14 protein-coding genes are annotated in these 16,566 nt (G+C 69.8%); 6 read left to right on the forward strand and 8 right to left on the reverse strand.

The window, feature by feature from the left end; translation table 11 throughout:
- Nucleotides 1-88: 88 nt before the first annotated feature.
- Entirely contained in the window at nucleotides 89-2,641 is a 2,553-nt protein-coding gene (locus tag AB0D12_RS27670; RefSeq protein WP_362688288.1) for an FHA domain-containing protein, read from the reverse strand.
- 233 nt (nucleotides 2,642-2,874) lie between these two features.
- Between AB0D12_RS27670 and AB0D12_RS27675 the strand changes: the two genes are divergently transcribed.
- The gene (locus tag AB0D12_RS27675; protein WP_362688291.1) at nucleotides 2,875-4,500 is read left to right on the forward strand and encodes a streptophobe family protein; all 1,626 of its coding nucleotides are present in this window, start codon (nucleotides 2,875-2,877) and stop codon (nucleotides 4,498-4,500) included.
- Nucleotides 4,501-4,573: 73 nt separating this feature from the next.
- Nucleotides 4,574-5,791, forward strand: coding sequence for a phosphoserine phosphatase SerB (gene serB / locus AB0D12_RS27680; protein WP_362688294.1), 1,218 nt, complete (start codon nucleotides 4,574-4,576; stop codon nucleotides 5,789-5,791).
- Between the two features lie 148 nt (nucleotides 5,792-5,939).
- On the opposite strand, the gene AB0D12_RS27685 is transcribed toward serB, so the two are convergent.
- The 4 genes from AB0D12_RS27685 to AB0D12_RS27700 form a co-directional block, all read right to left on the reverse strand.
- Nucleotides 5,940-6,491 carry a histidine phosphatase family protein gene (locus AB0D12_RS27685; protein WP_327322738.1) on the reverse strand — a complete coding sequence of 184 codons (552 nt, stop codon included), beginning with the start codon at nucleotides 6,489-6,491 and terminating at the stop codon, nucleotides 5,940-5,942.
- A gap of 73 nt (nucleotides 6,492-6,564) precedes the next feature.
- Nucleotides 6,565-6,771, reverse strand: a complete 207-nt coding sequence (locus AB0D12_RS27690) for a hypothetical protein (protein ID WP_362688299.1) — start codon at nucleotides 6,769-6,771, stop codon at nucleotides 6,565-6,567.
- Between the two features lie 434 nt (nucleotides 6,772-7,205).
- A complete protein-coding gene (locus AB0D12_RS27695; protein WP_362688302.1) occupies nucleotides 7,206-7,322 on the reverse strand; it encodes an SGM_5486 family transporter-associated protein in 117 nt (38 codons plus the stop codon).
- 17 nt (nucleotides 7,323-7,339) lie between these two features.
- Nucleotides 7,340-8,602: an MFS transporter gene (locus AB0D12_RS27700; protein ID WP_362688305.1), complete on the reverse strand. Its 1,263-nt coding sequence runs from the start codon at nucleotides 8,600-8,602 to the stop codon at nucleotides 7,340-7,342.
- A 69-nt stretch (nucleotides 8,603-8,671) separates the two neighbouring features.
- On the opposite strand from AB0D12_RS27700, the gene AB0D12_RS27705 reads away from it, so the two are divergent.
- Nucleotides 8,672-9,358, forward strand: a complete 687-nt coding sequence (locus tag AB0D12_RS27705; RefSeq protein WP_362688308.1) for a FadR/GntR family transcriptional regulator — start codon at nucleotides 8,672-8,674, stop codon at nucleotides 9,356-9,358.
- Here the strand turns inward: AB0D12_RS27705 and AB0D12_RS27710 are convergent.
- The 3 genes from AB0D12_RS27710 to fabG all read right to left on the reverse strand — a co-directional run bounded on the left by AB0D12_RS27710 (nucleotide 9,321) and on the right by fabG (nucleotide 11,386).
- Entirely contained in the window at nucleotides 9,321-9,695 is a 375-nt protein-coding gene (locus tag AB0D12_RS27710) for a hypothetical protein (RefSeq protein WP_362688311.1), read from the reverse strand. The genes AB0D12_RS27705 and AB0D12_RS27710 overlap by 38 nt on opposite strands.
- A gap of 211 nt (nucleotides 9,696-9,906) precedes the next feature.
- Nucleotides 9,907-10,677, reverse strand: coding sequence for an enoyl-ACP reductase FabI (gene fabI / locus AB0D12_RS27715; RefSeq protein ID WP_362688314.1), 771 nt, complete (start codon nucleotides 10,675-10,677; stop codon nucleotides 9,907-9,909).
- 4 nt (nucleotides 10,678-10,681) lie between these two features.
- On the reverse strand, nucleotides 10,682-11,386 hold the full coding sequence (fabG, locus tag AB0D12_RS27720; protein WP_362688317.1) for a 3-oxoacyl-[acyl-carrier-protein] reductase: 705 nt from the start codon (nucleotides 11,384-11,386) through the stop codon (nucleotides 10,682-10,684).
- A gap of 864 nt (nucleotides 11,387-12,250) precedes the next feature.
- On the opposite strand from fabG, the gene AB0D12_RS27725 reads away from it, so the two are divergent.
- From AB0D12_RS27725 to tyrS, 3 genes are read left to right on the forward strand one after another with little or no spacing between them, the layout of a single operon-like run.
- The gene (locus AB0D12_RS27725) at nucleotides 12,251-13,774 is read left to right on the forward strand and encodes a TldD/PmbA family protein (protein WP_362688320.1); all 1,524 of its coding nucleotides are present in this window, start codon (nucleotides 12,251-12,253) and stop codon (nucleotides 13,772-13,774) included.
- Nucleotides 13,771-15,162 (forward strand): metallopeptidase TldD-related protein, encoded by a 1,392-nt coding sequence (locus tag AB0D12_RS27730; RefSeq protein ID WP_362688323.1) that lies wholly within the window; start codon nucleotides 13,771-13,773, stop codon nucleotides 15,160-15,162. Before AB0D12_RS27725 ends, AB0D12_RS27730 begins: the two co-directional genes overlap by 4 nt.
- A 59-nt stretch (nucleotides 15,163-15,221) precedes the next feature.
- Complete coding sequence (tyrS, locus tag AB0D12_RS27735) at nucleotides 15,222-16,490, forward strand: tyrosine--tRNA ligase (RefSeq protein WP_362688325.1); 1,269 nt, start codon at nucleotides 15,222-15,224, stop codon at nucleotides 16,488-16,490.
- The last annotated feature ends 76 nt before the right edge of the window (nucleotides 16,491-16,566 follow it).

Below are 16,566 nucleotides of genomic sequence, written 5' to 3' on the forward strand. Positions count from 1 at the left end.
TCCGGACGTTCTGACAGCTACGCCGGAGGGCGGCACCCCACAGGGGGTGCCGCCCTCCGGCGCGTACACGGACAGATGCGCAGATGCGTTACTTGCGCATGACCTCCGGCTCGTGGCGGCGCAGCAGTCGCGCGACCGCGACGCCGCAGAGGACGCCGATGGCGAGCAGGATCGAGATGTTCAGGCCCCACTGGCCCGCCGAGTGCTCCCACAGCGGATCCAGATCGGTGGGCTTGTTCGGGTCCCACGGCGGCATCAGATGTGACAGGTCGAGCGTCGCGCCCGCGCCTGCGATGGCCCACCGGGACGGCATCAGCCAGGCGAACTGCTCCAGGCCGGGCGAACCGTAGACCTGGAAGAGGATGCCGGTGAAGACGACCTGGACTATGGCGAACATGACCAGCAGCGGCATGGTCTTCTCGGCGGTCTTCACCAGCGAGGAGATGACCAGGCCGAACATCATCGAGGTGAAGCCCAGCGCGATGACGACAAGGCAGATCTCGACGGCCGGAGGCATGATCAGGCCCTCTGCGGGCAGGTCGCGGGTGGCGAAGCCGATACCGCAGATGATGACGCCCTGGATGGCCGTGATCACGCCGAGGACGATCACCTTGGACATCAGATACGCCGAGCGGGCCAGGCCGGTGGCCCGTTCCCGTTCGTAGATGACCCGTTCCTTGATCAGTTCTCGTACGGAGTTGGCCGCGCCGGAGAAGCACATGCCGACAGCGAGGATCAGCATGATCGTGCCGGCGTCGCCGTTGAACCTGCTCGGCGGCGTGGGCGGCGCGAGGCCGAACTTCGCCGGAATGACAACGCTGACCAGGCCCAGGACCGCGGGCAGGATCACCATCAGGCCGAGGAAGCCCTTGTCGGACGCGATGACCGAGGAGTAGCGGCGGATCAGCGTCCACAGCTGGGAGCCCCAGCTCTGCGGCTTCGGCGGGCGCATCTGCTGCGGCGGCGGCATGTGCACCGACTGCGCGGCGACGGAGTCGATGTCCGCGGCGTACATCTGGTAGTGCTGCGAACCGCGCCAGCGGCCCGCCCAGTCGTAGTCGCGGTAGTTCTCGAACGCGGAGAAGACGTCGGCCCAGGTGGTGTAGCCGAAGAAGTTGAGCGCTTCCTCCGGCGGGCCGAAGTACGCCACCGAGCCGCCGGGGGCCATGACGAGGAGCTTGTCGCAGAGCGCGAGCTCGGCCACCGAGTGGGTTACCACCAGGACCGTACGGCCGTCGTCGGCGAGGCCACGGAGCAGCTGCATGACATCGCGGTCCATGCCCGGGTCGAGGCCCGACGTCGGCTCGTCCAGGAAGATCAGCGACGGCTTGGTCAGCAGCTCGAGGGCGACCGAGACACGCTTGCGCTGGCCACCGGAGAGCGAAGTGATCTTCTTCTCCTTGTGGATGTCGAGCTTGAGCTCGCGCAGCACCTCGTCGATACGGGCCTCGCGCTCGGCCTCGGCGGTGTCGCCGGGGAAGCGGAGCTTGGCCGCGTACTTGAGCGCCCTACGGACGGTGAGCTCCTTGTGCAGGATGTCGTCCTGCGGAACCAGACCGATGCGCTGGCGCAGTTCGGCGAACTGCTTGTAGAGGCTGCGGTTGTCGTAGAGGACGTCGCCCTGGTTGGCGGGCCGGTAGCCGGTGAGCGCCTTGAGCAGGGTGGACTTGCCGGATCCCGAGGGGCCGATGACGCCGATCAGCGACTTCTCCGGTACGCCGAAGGAGACGTCACGCAGGATCTGCTTGCCACCGTCGACCGTCACCGTCAGATGACGTGCGGAGAAGGAGACCTCGCCGGTGTCGACGAACTCCTCGAGCCGGTCCCCGACGAGGCGGAACGTCGAGTGGCCGACGCCGACGATGTCGTTCGGGCCGATGAGCACCGTGCCGGACTTGGCGATCGGCTGGCCGTTGACATACGTGCCGTTGTGGGATCCGAGGTCGCGGATCTCGAAGCGGCCGTCGGGAGTGGCCACGAACTCGGCGTGGTTGCGCGAGACCTGGAGGTCGGAGACGACCAGTTCGTTCTCGAGCGCACGACCGATACGCATCACCCGGCCGAGGGCCAGCTGATGGAACGTGGTCGGGCTGCGGTCCCCGTACACCGGCGGGGCCCCCGCGACACCGCCTGAGCCGCCCGCGCCGCCGGGTCCCTGCTGGTGCGGGACCTGCGCCTGAGGTGGCTGCTGCTGCCAGCCCTGCTGCGGCTGCTGAGCCGGAGCCTGCTGCTGCCAGCCCTGCTGCGGCTGCTGGGCCGGGGCCTGTTGGGCCGGGACCTGCTGCTTGACCGCCTGCTGCTGGGGCGCGGCTCCCTGGGCGCTGTACCCGCCCGCGCCGGCTCCGGAGAGGTTCAGCCGGGGGCCGTCGGTCGCATTGCCCAGGTGTACCGCCGAGCCGGGGCCGATCTCCATCTGATGGATCCGCTGGCCCTGCACGTATGTGCCGTTGGTGCTGCCGTGGTCCTCAATCACCCAACTGCGGCCGCCCCAGCTGATGCTGGCGTGCCGCCACGAGACCCTGGCGTCGTCGATCACCAGGTCGCCCTGCGGATCACGTCCGAGGGTGTATGACCTGGACGGATCGAGGGTCCAGGTCCTTCCGTTCAATTCCAGTACGAGTTCCGGCACTCCATGCCCCACTAGTTGTCCCCCGAGTTACCCCCATCGCAGGGAGTCTAGGGATGGCGAACATCGTGAGGAACTATTTCAGGCCCGATCCCGTATCCGAAAGTCGGGCCATGTGAAGACCGCCTTCGGGCCGGCCGTTGACGGAGGAGAAACACCCACGGAGAGTGGTAACCGCCCATGAGTGCGTACGGATCATGCGCGACCGGGGGCAACTGGGACAAACCCAGAGGGATCGGGGGGTCCGGATGGACGCGAACGGCAGTGGCGACCGGGTGCGTTGGGGCGATGTGCTGCTGGCGTCGATCGCCGCGGTGAGCTGGGCACTGGTCGGGATGGCGGGTGCCGCGGCGCTCGGACTTCACCTGCTGGGTGCGGATTCGGCGGCGGCGCTCGGGCCGATGACGGCGGCCGTCGTAGTGCTCGCGGTGGGCGGATCGGTCACGCCGACAGGTGATGTGTCCGCGTTCGGCCTGGAAGGTGCGCAGGCGCAGACCGCCGTCGACATCACGCCACTCGGGGTGGGCCTCGTCGGGGCGTTGTTCCTTGCGTACTTCTTCCTACGCTCGCTGCGTGGTGCGGGACCGTACATCTCGGGGACCGAACTCGCCGCGCGGGTGGGCGGGGTGGTGCTCCTCTTCGTCGCGACGGTCGGCGGCTTGGCGTGGGCAGGTCACGACGTCATCACGATCGACGGGGCGAAGCTGGGGCTCAACCTCGACAAGGTGCCGGGCGTGGGCGGTGACGGAGGCGGCATCGAGGTACCGGGCCTCGGCGACATCGGCGACATCGGAGGGCTGCTGCCCGACCGGCTCGGGGATCTGGTGGACGCCAAGGCGGCGGTGGGATTCAGCGTGAACACCGCGGATTCGCTGGCGGGCGCGCTGTTCTGGGTGCTCGGCGTACTGGCCGTCGCGCTCCTCGCGTCACGGCGTACGCCACTGCCGCGCGGGGCGGCGTGGGCGGCGCTGCGGCGGACGGTACGGCCGGCCGCTTCCGCGCTGGCGAATGTGCTGCTCGTCGCGGTCCTCGCGGGGTACGCGGCGGCGGCATACGCGGCGATCGGCGACGACCACCCGAAACGGATCGCGGGCGCGGCGCTGCTCGGGGCGCCGAACGGGGTGTGGCTGGGGATTCCGCTGGGGCTGTTCGTGCCGTGGGACGGCGAGGCGAAGGGCGAGCTGGCGAAGCTGCTGCCCGATCCGCTGGACGAACTGCTGCGGGTCTCGGCGGACGAGCCTGCCACGGTCGGCAGGCTGGCGGAGCTGGACGGACGGGTGTGGCTGCTGGCGGTCGCGGCGGCCGTGACAATGCTGTGCGCGGGGGTGCTGGCGGCGTACCGCACGCCGGTGGGCGGCCTGGGTGCGGCGGGGTTCGCGGGGCGCTGTGCGGTACGGCTGGGAGGGGTGACGGCGCTGACACTGCCGCTGCTCGTACGGCTGACGGATGTCTCGGCGGATGCGTCGCTGTCGGTGCTGGGCCTCGACGCGTTCGGCGCCGGGATCGAGCTGCACGGGCAGCTGGGGATGGCGCTGCTGCTCGGGGCGGCGTGGGGTGCGGCGACGGGCGGGGCGGGTGCGCTGCTGGTGTACGCGACGCGGGGTGGTGGCCGGGCCGAGTTTCCTGGGCAGGAGCCGGAGCAGGTCCCTGGGCCGGAGCAGGTCCCGGGGCCGTACCGGCCGATGGCGCCGTACCGGCCCTCGAACGACGACACGAACCCGTATCTGCGCCCACCGCCCGGGATCCATGGTGCGCCGACGATGGTGGGGCCGCCGGTGCCCCCGCCGCCGCCACCGCCACCGCCGCGCTACGCCGCCCCTGCCGACCCCGAGGAGGGTCCGCCGCCGCCGGGCACCCCGAGCAGCGGCCGCTGAGCCCGGGTGCGCTTGTCCGCCACTCGGGACGCGCCGTCTCGGCGCGGCGTCCGCCAGATACGGTGGAGGCACCATGAGCGCACCGCAGAACTCCGACGTCCCCACCCTTCTCGTCAAGATCTTCGGGAAGGACCGTCCCGGGATCACCGCCGGGCTCTTCGACACCCTCGCCGCCTACTCCGTCGACGTGGTCGACATCGAGCAGGTCGTCTCCCGTGGCCGCCTCGTCCTGTGCGCCCTGGTCACCGCACCGACCGCCGGCGGGACCACCGAAGGCGAGCTGCGGGCCACCGTGCACAGCTGGGCCGAATCGCTGATGCTGCAGGCCGAGATCATCTCCGGCACCGGCGACAACCGGCCGCGCGGCAGCGGCCGTTCTCACGTCACCGTGCTCGGACATCCGCTCACCGCGGAGTCGACCGCCGCCATAACGGCCAGAATCGCTGCCATCGGCGGCAACATCGACCGTATCTTCCGGCTCGCCAAGTATCCGGTCACCGCCGTGGAGTTCGCGGTGTCCGGTACGGAGACCGAGCCGCTGCGTACCGCGCTGGCGACCGAGGCCGCCGGGATCGGCGTCGATGTGGCGGTCGTGTCGGCCGGACTGCACCGCCGGGCCCAGCGTCTGGTCGTCATGGATGTGGACTCGACGCTCATCCAGGACGAGGTCATCGAGCTGTTCGCCGCGCACGCCGGCTGCGAGGACAAGGTCGCCGAGGTCACCGCCGCGGCGATGCGTGGGGAGCTGGACTTCGAGCAGTCCCTGCACGCGCGCGTGGCGCTGCTGGCCGGGCTCGACGCGTCCGTCGTGGACAAGGTCCGCGCGGAGGTCAGGATGACCCCCGGCGCCCTGACCCTGATCCGTACGCTCAAGCGGCTCGGCTACCAAGTCGGCGTCGTGTCGGGCGGGTTCACGCAGGTCACCGATGACCTCAAGGTCCGGCTCGGGCTCGACTTCGCCTCGGCGAACACGCTGGAGATCGTGGACGGGAAGCTCACCGGCCGCGTCGTCGGCGAGATCGTGGACCGCGCGGGCAAAGCCAGGCTGCTGCGCCGGTTCGCCGCCGAGGCGGGAGTTCCGCTCGCGCAGACCGTCGCGATCGGCGACGGTGCGAATGATCTGGACATGCTCAACGCCGCCGGGCTCGGCGTCGCCTTCAACGCCAAGCCGGTCGTGCGCCGGGCCGCCCACACCGCGGTCAATGTGCCGTTCCTGGACACGGTTCTCTACTTGCTGGGGATCACCCGCGAAGAGGTCGAGGCGGCCGACGGCGAGGGCGAGGAGCACTGACCGACCGACCGCATACGGGACCGCAGTACGCGGCCGATGTGTGAGGCCCCGGCGCGGCATCCACGCCGGGGCTGGTTCATGGCCGGGGCTGTTTCACATGCAGGGGCCGGCCCCCCGCGAAGGGGCCGGCCGACATGCCGGACAGGGGTCAGTCGTGCGGCGCCCAGTAGTCGAGCAGCGTGCCCACGCCGTGCTCCACGGACTTCCAGGAGCCACTGAAGCCGACGACCGCGTACGCCGCGGTCGGGAAGCCGCTCTGCGTCATCCGTGCCAGCGCGTCACCCTCGACCTTGCCGGCGAGGGCGTCGGCGAGGGCGTGGATCGCGGGGTTGTGGCCGATGACGAGTAGGTCGTTCACCTCGTCCGGAGTCTCACTGAGCAGCGCGAGAAGATCGCCGAGAGAGGCCTCGTACAGCCGCTCCTCGTACACCGTCCGGGGGCGGTGCGACAGCTCGTGCACCGCCAGTTTCCAGGTCTCGCGGGTCCTGCTCGCGGTCGAGCACAGAGCCAGGTCGAAGGCGATACCGGTGTCGGCGAGCCTGCGGCCGGCCACCGAGGCGTCCATACGGCCCCGGTCGGCGAGCGGGCGCTCGTGGTCGGACACCTGGGGCCAGTCGGCCTTCGCATGCCGGAGAAGGACGATCCTGCGGGTTTCGGGAGGTCCGGGGGGTGTCCCCCCGGAAGACACAGCGGCGCTCATGCACTCCAGCTTCGCATGAAATGCGCCAGCGGGCGCAGGGTGTTGACCTGCTCCCCCACGAAGGGTGAATCCGTCATCGGGACAGGGTTTGCTGAATGCGGTCGATCAATTGGCCCACTGCCGGGTCGCCGCCCGCGGCGTGCGCCTGGCCCGGATCCGCGATCAGCAGAAGCAGTACGACGAAGGCGAGCATGGGCAGTGCGAGTGCCCACCACGGCAGCCGGATGTCGACGCTGCCCGCGGCCTTGGCGTGGGACCGGGTGTGCGTGTGGGCCGGCATGGCCGCCTCCGTAGGTCTGCGGTTTGTTGCTTCAAACCTACGGATCATGGGCTCGCGGGCCCATCCGGTGACCCACCCACTTCACCCTGACCCTGACCCCCTAGGGGTTGGTGGTGCTAGCCCCCCTTTTTTGTGGCTCGGTTCCCCTCCGGGGCGCCTTTAGCGTCTGCCGACAGTCGATCGTGCTCGACCACTCGCCCATTTTGTGGCTCGGTTCCCCTCCGGGGCGCCTTTGGCGTCTGCCGACAGTCGATCGTGCTCGACCACTCGCCCTTTTTGTGGCTCGGTTCCCCTCCGGGGCGCCTTTGGCGTCTGCCGACAGTCGATCGTGCTCGACCACTCGTTCCTCGCGGCCTCCGCGCGTTCTCCCTTTCGGCACCCGCGCGCCCCTTCGGCTCACTCGCCGGGGCTTCCCAGGCGGGACAACGACCGTGTCAGGGCGAGGCGATGGACGCGATCACCGCGATGACGATCGTAATGGCGATCATCACGCCGAAGACGTAGAGGAGCTTCTTCTGGCCATTTGGGGGATTCGGGTCGAGCACAGGCATGGAGCCAGTCTCGCACCTCAGCATTCGTCCTCGATCGTCCGGTCCCGGCCGGCCAGGATGCCGACGGCGACCTGCGGCACGATCAGCCCTGCCATCAGCGCGATCGGCAGCCCCCAGCCGCCGCTGTGCTGGTAGAGCACGCCCACCAGCAGCGGTCCGGGAATGGAGATCAGATAGCCGGTGGACTGCGCGAAGGCCGACAGCCGTACGACGCCGATGCCGGTCCTCGACCGCATGCCGATCATGGTGAGGGCGAGCGGGAAGGCGCAGTTGGAGATGCCCAGCAGCAGCGCCCAGGCCCAGGCTCCGGCGGCCGGCGCGAAGAACAGGCCCGCGTAGCCGGTCAGTCCGCACAGGCCGAGGGCGACGACGATCGGGCCCTGGGTCCTCATCCGGGTGGCCAGCCGCGGGATGACGAAGGCGAGCGGCACGCCCATCACCATGGTCACGGCGAGCAGCACACCGGCCGTGCCGGCCGAGACCCCCGCGTCACGGAAGATCTGCGGCATCCAGCCCATGGTGATGTACGCGCCGGTGGCCTGGAGGCCGAAGAAACATCCGAGCGCCCATGCGGTGCGGCTGCGGGTGACCCGTGGGGCCCGGGTGTCCTGGGCCGGTGCGGCCGGAGTGCTCCGCGCGGCCGCGCCGCGGCCGCGGACCAGGCCGATCCAGGGCAGTACGGCGAGGGCGGCGAGGACCGCCCAGATCCCGAGGCCGACCCGCCAACCGCCGCCCAGCGCCTCGGTCATGGGCACGGTGGCAGCCGCGGCGGCAGAGGTGCCGAGCGCCAGCGCCATCGAGTAGAGCCCGGTCATGGAGCCGACACGGTCGGGGAAGTACCGTTTGATGATCACCGGCATCAGGACGTTGCTGACGGCGATGCCCATGAGGGCGAGCGCGCTGGCGGCGAGGAAGCCGACTGTGCCGCCGGCGAAGGGCCGGATCAGCAGCCCGGTCGCGATGGCGGCCATGCCCGCGCAGACGACGGCCCCGGCGCCGAAGCGGCGGGCAAGCCGCGGTGCCGCGATCCCGAAGAGCGCGAAACAGAGCGGCGGTACGGAGGTGAGGACGCCGGCCACGCTGCCACTCATGTGCAAGCCGACCCGGGCCTCTTCGAGGAGCGCGCCGAGGCTGGTGATGGCGGGGCGGAGATTGAGTGCCGCGAGGACGATGCCTGCGATCACGAGCCGGGTGAGCCAGGCCTCGGGCCGCGAGGCCAACGGTTCCACGGCGGTACGGTCGGTGAGGGCGGGGCTCAGCGTCTGGGTCTCGTCGGGCATACGGCCATCATAGAATCATGGGATGATTGGTTGTCCAATCCCGTACGAGTCTTGTGCACAAGGAGCACCATGGCGCTGACCTCTCCCCGGCGTTCCGCACTCTCCGACCAGGTGATCGCCCAGCTGCGGAACCAGATCACCTCGGGCGAGTGGCCGGTAGGTTCCCGGATCCCCACCGAGCCGGAACTGGTCGAGCAGCTGGGCGTGGCCCGCAACACCGTCCGCGAGGCGGTCCGCGCGCTCGCGCACAACGGACTCCTGGACATCCGGCAGGGTTCGGGGACGTATGTCGTGGCGACGAGCGAACTGGCCGGCGTCATGCACCGCCGCTTCGCGGACGCCAACCCCCGGCATATCGCCGAGCTGCGCTCCACCCTCGAGTCGTCCGCCGCCAAGCTGGCCGCCGAGCGGCGTACGGAACGCGATCTCAAGCAGCTGGACACGCTCCTCGCCCGCCGCGAGGAGGCGTGGGCCACGGGCGACGCGGAGCAGTTCGTCGCCGCGGATGCGACATTCCATCAGGCGGTGGTGGCCGCTTCGCACAATGAGGTGCTGACCGAGATCTACGCCGACCTGGGCGATCTGCTGCGGGACTGGCTGCGCGACGACGTCGGCCGCGAACTGCGCCCGGAGAACCATATGGACCACGCGCGGATGGTCGAGGCGATCCGCGCGGGCGACGGTGATGCGGCAGCCGCGGAGGCGGCGGGCTACCCGTTCATGTGCCTGCGGAATCCCGCAGGGGCTGGTGGCTGACCCAGACCGTACTCACCTCCTTCCAGCAGCGGTCGGTGAGCTCTGCGTAGCCGGCCGGGCCTATCTCGACGGGCGCGCTGTCCGCGTCGACGTCCCACCAGCGCTCGCACTCGATGTGCAGCCGGACGCGGTCGGTCTGGGGGTACGGGTTGTGGCAGTAGGCAATGGCTCGGGAGCCGTCGACGACGGTGCGGCAGTCGGCCTTGAAATCCCGCGGCTCGGACTGGGGCTTCGAATCTTCGGGGGGCGGCTGGGAAACGGCGGTCGGCGGTGCCCACAGCAGTGCCAGCACCGTCACCGTGGTCAGTACGGAGGCGAAGCACAAGGTCGTACGCACAAGCAGGACCTCCTCGGCCGTACTGCGGCGCGAAATAGCCGCGGCTGCACCACAAGGGGGATTGCCTCTCCAGCGTCGCCTTCCCGGCGGTGCGCCGCGCGCTCCGGGGGCCCGAACGGGCGACGCCCCGCTCCCCGCACAGGGCGGGAAACGGGGCGTCGTTCCCGTACGAGGGGGTTCTCGTACGGAGGGGGTTCTCGTACGGAGGGGGTCAGGCACCCATCATGTGCACGCCACCGTCGACATGGACGATCTCGCCGGTCGTGCGCGGGAAGAAGTCCGAGAGCAGACCGACGACACCGCGGCCGGCCGGGTCCGGGTCGGCCAGGTCCCAGCCGATCGGGGCGCGGTGGTTCCACACGTCCGCGAGCTCCTCGAAGCCCGGGATGGACTTCGCGGCAATCGACTTGATCGGGCCGGCCGCAATCAGGTTGCAGCGGACATTCTTGGCGCCGAGGTCGCGGGCGAGGTAGCGGTTGGTGGACTCCAGGGCCGCCTTGGCCACGCCCATCCAGTCGTACTTCGGCCAGGCGATCGTCGCGTCGAAGGTGAGGCCGACGACCGAGCCGCCGCGCTGCATCAGCGGGAGGCAGGCCATGGTGAGCGACTTGTAGGAGTACGCCGAGACCTGGACGGCCGTGGAGACGTCCTCCCAGCTCGCTTCGAGGAAGTTGAACGCGCCCTGCGGGCCGAAGGCGATCGAGTGCACGATGCCGTCGAGGCCCGAGTCGTCGCTGGAGTGCTCACGGATCTTGTCCGCGAGGCCGTCCAGGTGCTCCTGGTTGGTGACATCCAGCTCGATGACCGGGGCGGCCTTGGGCAGCCGCTTCGCGATGCGCTCGACAAGTGAGAGCCGGCCGAAGCCGGTGAGGATGACCTCCGCGCCCTCCTCCTGGGCCACCTTGGCGGCGTGGAAGGCGATGGACCCCTCGGTGAGGACGCCTGTGACGAGAATGCGCTTGCCGGCGAGGATTCCACTCATGTGATCAGTGACCCATGCCCAATCCGCCGTCAACGGGGATGACGGCTCCAGTGATGTACGAGGCGTCGTCGGAGGCGAGGAAGCGCACCGTGGCGGCGATCTCCTCCGGCTGCGCATAGCGGCCGAGCGGCACCTGCGAGACGATGCCCGCGCGCTGCTCGTCCGTGAGCACCTTGGTCATGTCGGTGTCGACAAAACCGGGCGTGACGACGTTGAACGTGATGTTCCGCGAGCCGAGCTCACGGGCGAGGGAGCGGGCGAAGCCGACGAGACCGGCCTTCGATGCGGCGTAGTTCGCCTGCCCCGCCGAGCCCAGCAGTCCGACCACGGAGGAGATCAGCACGACGCGGCCCTTCTTGGCCCGCAGCATGCCGCGGTTGGCGCGCTTCACGACCCGGAAGGTGCCGGTGAGGTTGGTGTCGAGGACGGTGGTGAAGTCATCCTCGGACATCCGCATCAGGAGCTGGTCCTTGGTGACACCGGCGTTGGCGACCAGCACCTCCACCGGACCGTGCTTCTCCTCGATCTCCTTGTAGGCCTGCTCCACCTGCTCGGTGTCGGTGATGTCGCACTTGACGGCGAGGAAGCCGGCCGGCGGCTCGCCGGAGCGGTACGTGATCGCGACCTTGTCGCCGGCATCGGCGAACGCGCGGGCGATGGCGAGGCCGATGCCCCGGTTTCCTCCGGTGACGAGAACCGAGCGGCTCAACGGATCACCCTTTCGATAGCGGTCTGGTACCTCGAAAACCTATCGGTCCCGCCCGCATTACGGAGAATCGGGCCCTGACAGCGCCGTCCTGCAGTCACTGTCGGGTCCCTACAGAATTGCCGACCCGCGGCTTTGCATGAGCCGCCGCGCGAGCTCGTCGAACCGGGCCTTCAGCTCCGGATACGGCAGGCCGATTCATTCGCCCCGGCCGGCTGGCCCTGCACGCGGTGTACGGAACGGATGAGGGACACCGGCCCCCCGAGTACTCCCCATTCTCCTTGCGCAGTGTCCAGCCGGCGGCTCTCCTTGCGCAGTGTCCAGCCGGCGGCAACGAGCCGCTTGAGGACTTCGCGGATCTCTTTGTGCTGGTGGTCCGCCGGTGACACTTCGCGCCCGACCATCCACCATCTCCCCAACACTCAGGGCAGTACCGGGAGTTGACTGTCAACTCCGCGTGACCGAGAGACTACCCCTGGGGTACGACAACCGACGAAATCGCACGCCGATGCGGCATTTGAGACCTCCGGCCGGTCATTCGCGGTCAGCGGTCACGCGGGAGGAGGCAGCGGATCTGCTTGCCGACGGGCGTCGGCCGTGACGTCCCGGCCGGGCGCGAGCAGATCCATGAGCAGGAGCCCACAGCCGGACTCGACAGTGGGGGCATCGAGTTGGACGCCAGTGCGGCGTGAATGCGAGTGGTTCGCGGTTCCTCGACTACTTGGCGAGCTCCACCTGCTGGGGATCCGGTGCGCAGCGCCGCCTGTGCTCATGAGGTAGTTACCGCGATTTCCGGTTCGGAGCCGGGTGGGTGGCGTGCTTCACTTCCGCGTAGTGATCCGAGGCCGTGAGAAGGGGAGGCCGCTTGTGGCCCATGACATCGATCAGACGTTCACCGCGCTGCCGCTGCGCGCCCTCGCCGACGCGGCACTCGCGCGGGCGCGTGCGCTCGGCGCCGAGCACGCCGATTTCCGCTTCGAGCGCGTGCGCAGTGCGGCGTGGCGGCTGCGCGACGCCAAGCCCGCCGGTTCATCGGACACCACGGACCTGGGGTACGCGGTGCGGGTGGTCCACGGCGGCGCCTGGGGCTTCGCCTCAGGGGTCGATATGACGATGGACGCGGCCGCCAGGGTCGCCGGCCAGGCGGTCGCGATGGCGAAGCTCTCGGCGCAGGTGATCGCGGCGGCGGGCTCCGACGAGCGGGTGGAGCTGGCGGACGAGCCGGTGCACGCGGAGCGGACCTGGGTCTCCGCGTACGGGATCAACCCGTTCGAGGTGCCCGACGAGGAGAAGACGGCGCTGCTCGCGGAGTGGAGTGCGCGGCTGCTGCGGGCGGACGGTGTCGCGCATGTGGACGCCTCGCTGCTCACGGTCCAGGAGAACAAGTTCTACGCGGACACGGCGGGCACCGTCACCACGCAGCAGCGGGTGCGGCTGCATCCGCAGCTCACGGCCGTCGCCGTCGACGAGACGACGGGCGAGTTCGACTCGATGCGCACGATCGCGCCGCCGGTGGGGCGCGGCTGGGAGTATCTGACCGGCACGGGCTGGGACTGGGAGTCCGAGCTGGAGCAGATCCCGGCGCTGCTGGCCGAGAAGATGCGCGCGCCGAGCGTCGAGGCGGGACGCTACGACCTGGTGGTCGACCCGTCGAACCTCTGGCTGACCATCCATGAGTCGATCGGTCACGCGACGGAGCTGGACCGGGCGCTGGGGTACGAGGCGGCGTACGCCGGGACGTCCTTCGCCACGTTCGACCAGCTGGGGAAGCTGGCGTACGGCTCCTCGATCATGAATGTGACGGGCGACCGGACCGCGGAGCACGGTCTCGCCACGATCGGATTCGACGACGAGGGCGTCGCGGCGCAGTCGTGGGACCTGGTCAAGGACGGCACGCTGGTGGGCTACCAGCTGGACCGGCGGATCGCCAAGCTGACGGGACTCGGCCGCTCCAACGGCTGCGCGTACGCGGACTCCCCCGGCCATGTGCCGGTGCAGCGGATGGCGAACGTGTCGCTGCAGCCGGATCCGGGCGGGCTCTCCACGGAGGATCTGATCGGCGGGGTGGAGCGCGGGATCTATGTGGTCGGCGACCGGTCGTGGTCGATCGACATGCAGCGCTACAACTTCCAGTTCACCGGGCAGCGCTTCTTCCGTATCGAGAACGGCAGGCTGGCGGGTCAGCTGCGCGATGTCGCGTACCAGGCGACGACGACGGACTTCTGGGGCTCGATGGAGAAGGTGGGCGGCCCGCAGACGTATGTCCTGGGCGGCGCCTTCAACTGCGGCAAGGCCCAGCCGGGCCAGGTCGCTGCGGTCTCCCACGGCTGCCCGTCGGCGCTGTTCCGCGGCGTGAACATTCTCAACACGACTCAGGAGGCCGGTCGATGAGCCGCAACAGCAAGCCGCACGAGATCGTCGAGCGGGCCCTCGAACTGTCCACCGCCGACAATTGCGTCGTCATCGCCGACGAGCACTCCTCCGCCAATCTGCGCTGGGCGGCCAATGCCCTGACCACCAACGGCGTCACCCGCGGCCGCACCCTCACCGTCATCGCCACCGTCGACGGCTCCGAGGGCACCGCGTCCGGTGTCGTGTCGCGCTCCGCCGTCACCGCGGACGATCTGGAGCCGCTGGTGCGCGCCGCCGAGGCCGCCGCGCGCGGGGCCGCCCCCGCCGAGGACGCTCAGCCGCTCGTCGAAGGGGTCCCCGCGTCCCCCGACTTCACGGACGCGCCCGAGGAAACCTCCTCCGCCGTCTTCGCGGACTTCGCGCCCGCGCTGGGCGAGGCCTTCGCCCGCGCCAAGGCCGGTGAGCGTGAGCTCTACGGCTTCGCCAACCATGAGCTCACCTCCACCTACCTCGGTACGTCGACCGGGCTGCGGCTGCGGCACGACCAGCCGAACGGGACGCTGGAGCTCAACGCCAAGTCCCCGGACCGCTCGCGTTCCGCCTGGGCGGGCCGTTCGACACGGGACTTCAAGGACGTGGACCCGGCGCAGCTGGACGCGGAGCTCGCGCAGCGCCTCGGCTGGGCTCAGCGCCGAATCGAGCTGCCCGCCGGGCGGTACGAGACGCTGCTGCCGCCCACCGCCGTGGCCGATCTGCTGATCTACCAGCTGTGGTCGTCGACGGCGCGGGACGCGGTGGAAGGCCGTACGGTCTTCTCCAAGCCGGGCGGCGGCACCCGCGTCGGCGAGAAGCTGTCCGATCTTCCGCTCACTCTGCGCAGCGATCCGAACGAGCCGGGCCTGGAGTCCGCGCCCTTCGTGATCGCGCACTCCTCCGGCGACGACGCCTCGGTCTTCGACAACGGCCTGCCGCTGTCGAAGACCGACTGGGTACGCGACGGAAAGCTGGAGCATCTGGTCACCACCCGGCACAGCGCCGGTCTGACGGGCCTGCCGGTCGCGCCCGGCGCCGGCAATCTGATCCTGGACGGCGGCGGTGAGCGTTCGCTGGACGAGATGGTTTCCGCGACGGCCCGCGGGCTGCTGCTGACCTGCCTCTGGTACATCCGCGAGGTCGACCCGGCGACGCTGCTGCTGACCGGTCTCACCCGGGACGGCGTCTATCTCGTGGAGAACGGCGAGGTCGTCGGCGAGGTCAACAACTTCCGCTTCAACGAGTCGCCGGTCGACCTGCTGTCACGGGCCACCGAGGCCGGCCGCACCGAGAAGACGCTGCCGCGCGAGTGGGGCGACTGGTTCACCCGGGCCGCGATGCCCGCGCTCCGGGTCCCGGATTTCAATATGAGTTCGGTCAGCCAGGGCGTATAACCTCGGAGGAGTCTGTATGCACAGACGTTCCCCAGCACACCGAAGGAGACGCGAGACCCGTGACGGACATCGTCGACGAGCTGCAGTGGCGAGGGCTGATCGCTCTCTCCACTGACGAGGACGCACTGCGCAAGGCGTTCGCGGACGGTCCCGTCACGTTCTATTGCGGCTTCGACCCGACCGCGCCCAGCCTGCACCTCGGCAACCTGGTCCAGATCCTCACCATGCGCCGGATCCAGCAGGCGGGGAACCGCCCGCTGGGCCTGGTCGGCGGTGCCACCGGTCTGATCGGTGACCCGAAGCCGAACTCGGAGCGCACGCTGAACGCTCCGGAGGTCGTCGCGGCCTGGGTGGAGCGGTTGCGCGGGCAGATCGAGCGGTTCCTCGACTTCGACGGTCCGTACGCCGCGACCATGGTCAACAACCTGGACTGGACGTCGGGGCTCTCGGCGATCGACTTCCTGCGCGACATCGGCAAGTACTTCCGGGTCAACAAGATGATCGCGAAGGAGGCGGTCGCCCGGCGGCTGAACTCCGACGCGGGTATCAGCTACACCGAGTTCAGCTACCAGATCCTGCAGGGCATGGACTTCCTGGAGCTGTACCGGCGGTACGGCTGCACCCTGCAGACCGGCGGCAGCGACCAGTGGGGCAACCTCACCGCGGGCACCGACCTGATCCACCGGGTCGAGCCCGAGGCCGAGGTGCACGCGCTGGCCACACCGCTGATCACCAAGGCCGACGGCACGAAGTTCGGCAAGACGGAGTCCGGCACGGTCTGGCTCGACCCGGAGCGGACCACTCCGTACGCCTTCTACCAGTTCTGGCTGAACGCGGACGACCGGGACGTCTCCAAGTTCCTGCGGATCTTCAGCTTCAAGTCCCGCGAGGAAATCGAGGAGCTGGAGAAGCTGACCGAGGAGCGGCCGCAGGCGCGTGCCGCGCAGCGGGCGCTGGCCGAGGAGCTGACGACGCTGGTGCACGGCGCTGACCAGTGCACCGCGGTCGTCAATGCGTCGAAGGCGCTCTTCGGGCAGGGCGAGCTGGCCGAGCTCGACGAGCCGACGCTGGGGGCGGCGCTCTCCGAGCTGCCGCACACCCAGGTTGCCGAGCTGGGCCCGGTCGTGGATCTGCTCGCGGAGGTGGGTCTCGCGCCGAGCAAGTCGGCCGCCCGCCGCACGGTGAAGGAGGGCGGGGCCTACGTGAACAACGTGAAGGTCACCGCCGAGGACGCCGTACCGGCGAAGGAGGAGCTGCTGCACGGCCGCTGGCTCGTGCTGCGCCGGGGCAAGAAGAACCTGGCTGCGGTCGAGGTCACGGCCGGCTGATCAGCCGCGGCAGAAGAACCGAGTCCGGTGGCGGCCGGGTGAGCTTCGTTGCTCACCCGGCCGCCGCCGTACCCGG

Source organism: Streptomyces sp. NPDC048479 (assembly GCF_040651435.1).
Taxonomy (GTDB): Bacteria; Actinomycetota; Actinomycetes; order Streptomycetales; family Streptomycetaceae; genus Streptomyces.

Excerpts from the sequence above, each read along its gene's own strand:
- AB0D12_RS27675 (WP_362688291.1), top strand. The coding sequence starts at position 2,875 with ATGGACGCGAACGGCAGTGGCGACCGGGTGCGTTGGGGCGATGTGCTG.
- serB (WP_362688294.1), top strand. The coding sequence starts at position 4,574 with ATGAGCGCACCGCAGAACTCCGACGTCCCCACCCTTCTCGTCAAGATC.
- AB0D12_RS27695 (WP_362688302.1), bottom strand. The coding sequence starts at position 7,322 with ATGCCTGTGCTCGACCCGAATCCCCCAAATGGCCAGAAGAAGCTCCTC.
- AB0D12_RS27705 (WP_362688308.1), top strand. The coding sequence starts at position 8,672 with ATGGCGCTGACCTCTCCCCGGCGTTCCGCACTCTCCGACCAGGTGATC.
- AB0D12_RS27690 (WP_362688299.1), bottom strand. The coding sequence starts at position 6,771 with ATGCCGGCCCACACGCACACCCGGTCCCACGCCAAGGCCGCGGGCAGC.
- fabI (WP_362688314.1), bottom strand. The coding sequence starts at position 10,677 with ATGAGTGGAATCCTCGCCGGCAAGCGCATTCTCGTCACAGGCGTCCTC.
- AB0D12_RS27685 (WP_327322738.1), bottom strand. The coding sequence starts at position 6,491 with ATGAGCGCCGCTGTGTCTTCCGGGGGGACACCCCCCGGACCTCCCGAA.
- AB0D12_RS27730 (WP_362688323.1), top strand. The coding sequence starts at position 13,771 with ATGAGCCGCAACAGCAAGCCGCACGAGATCGTCGAGCGGGCCCTCGAA.
- AB0D12_RS27700 (WP_362688305.1), bottom strand. The coding sequence starts at position 8,602 with ATGCCCGACGAGACCCAGACGCTGAGCCCCGCCCTCACCGACCGTACC.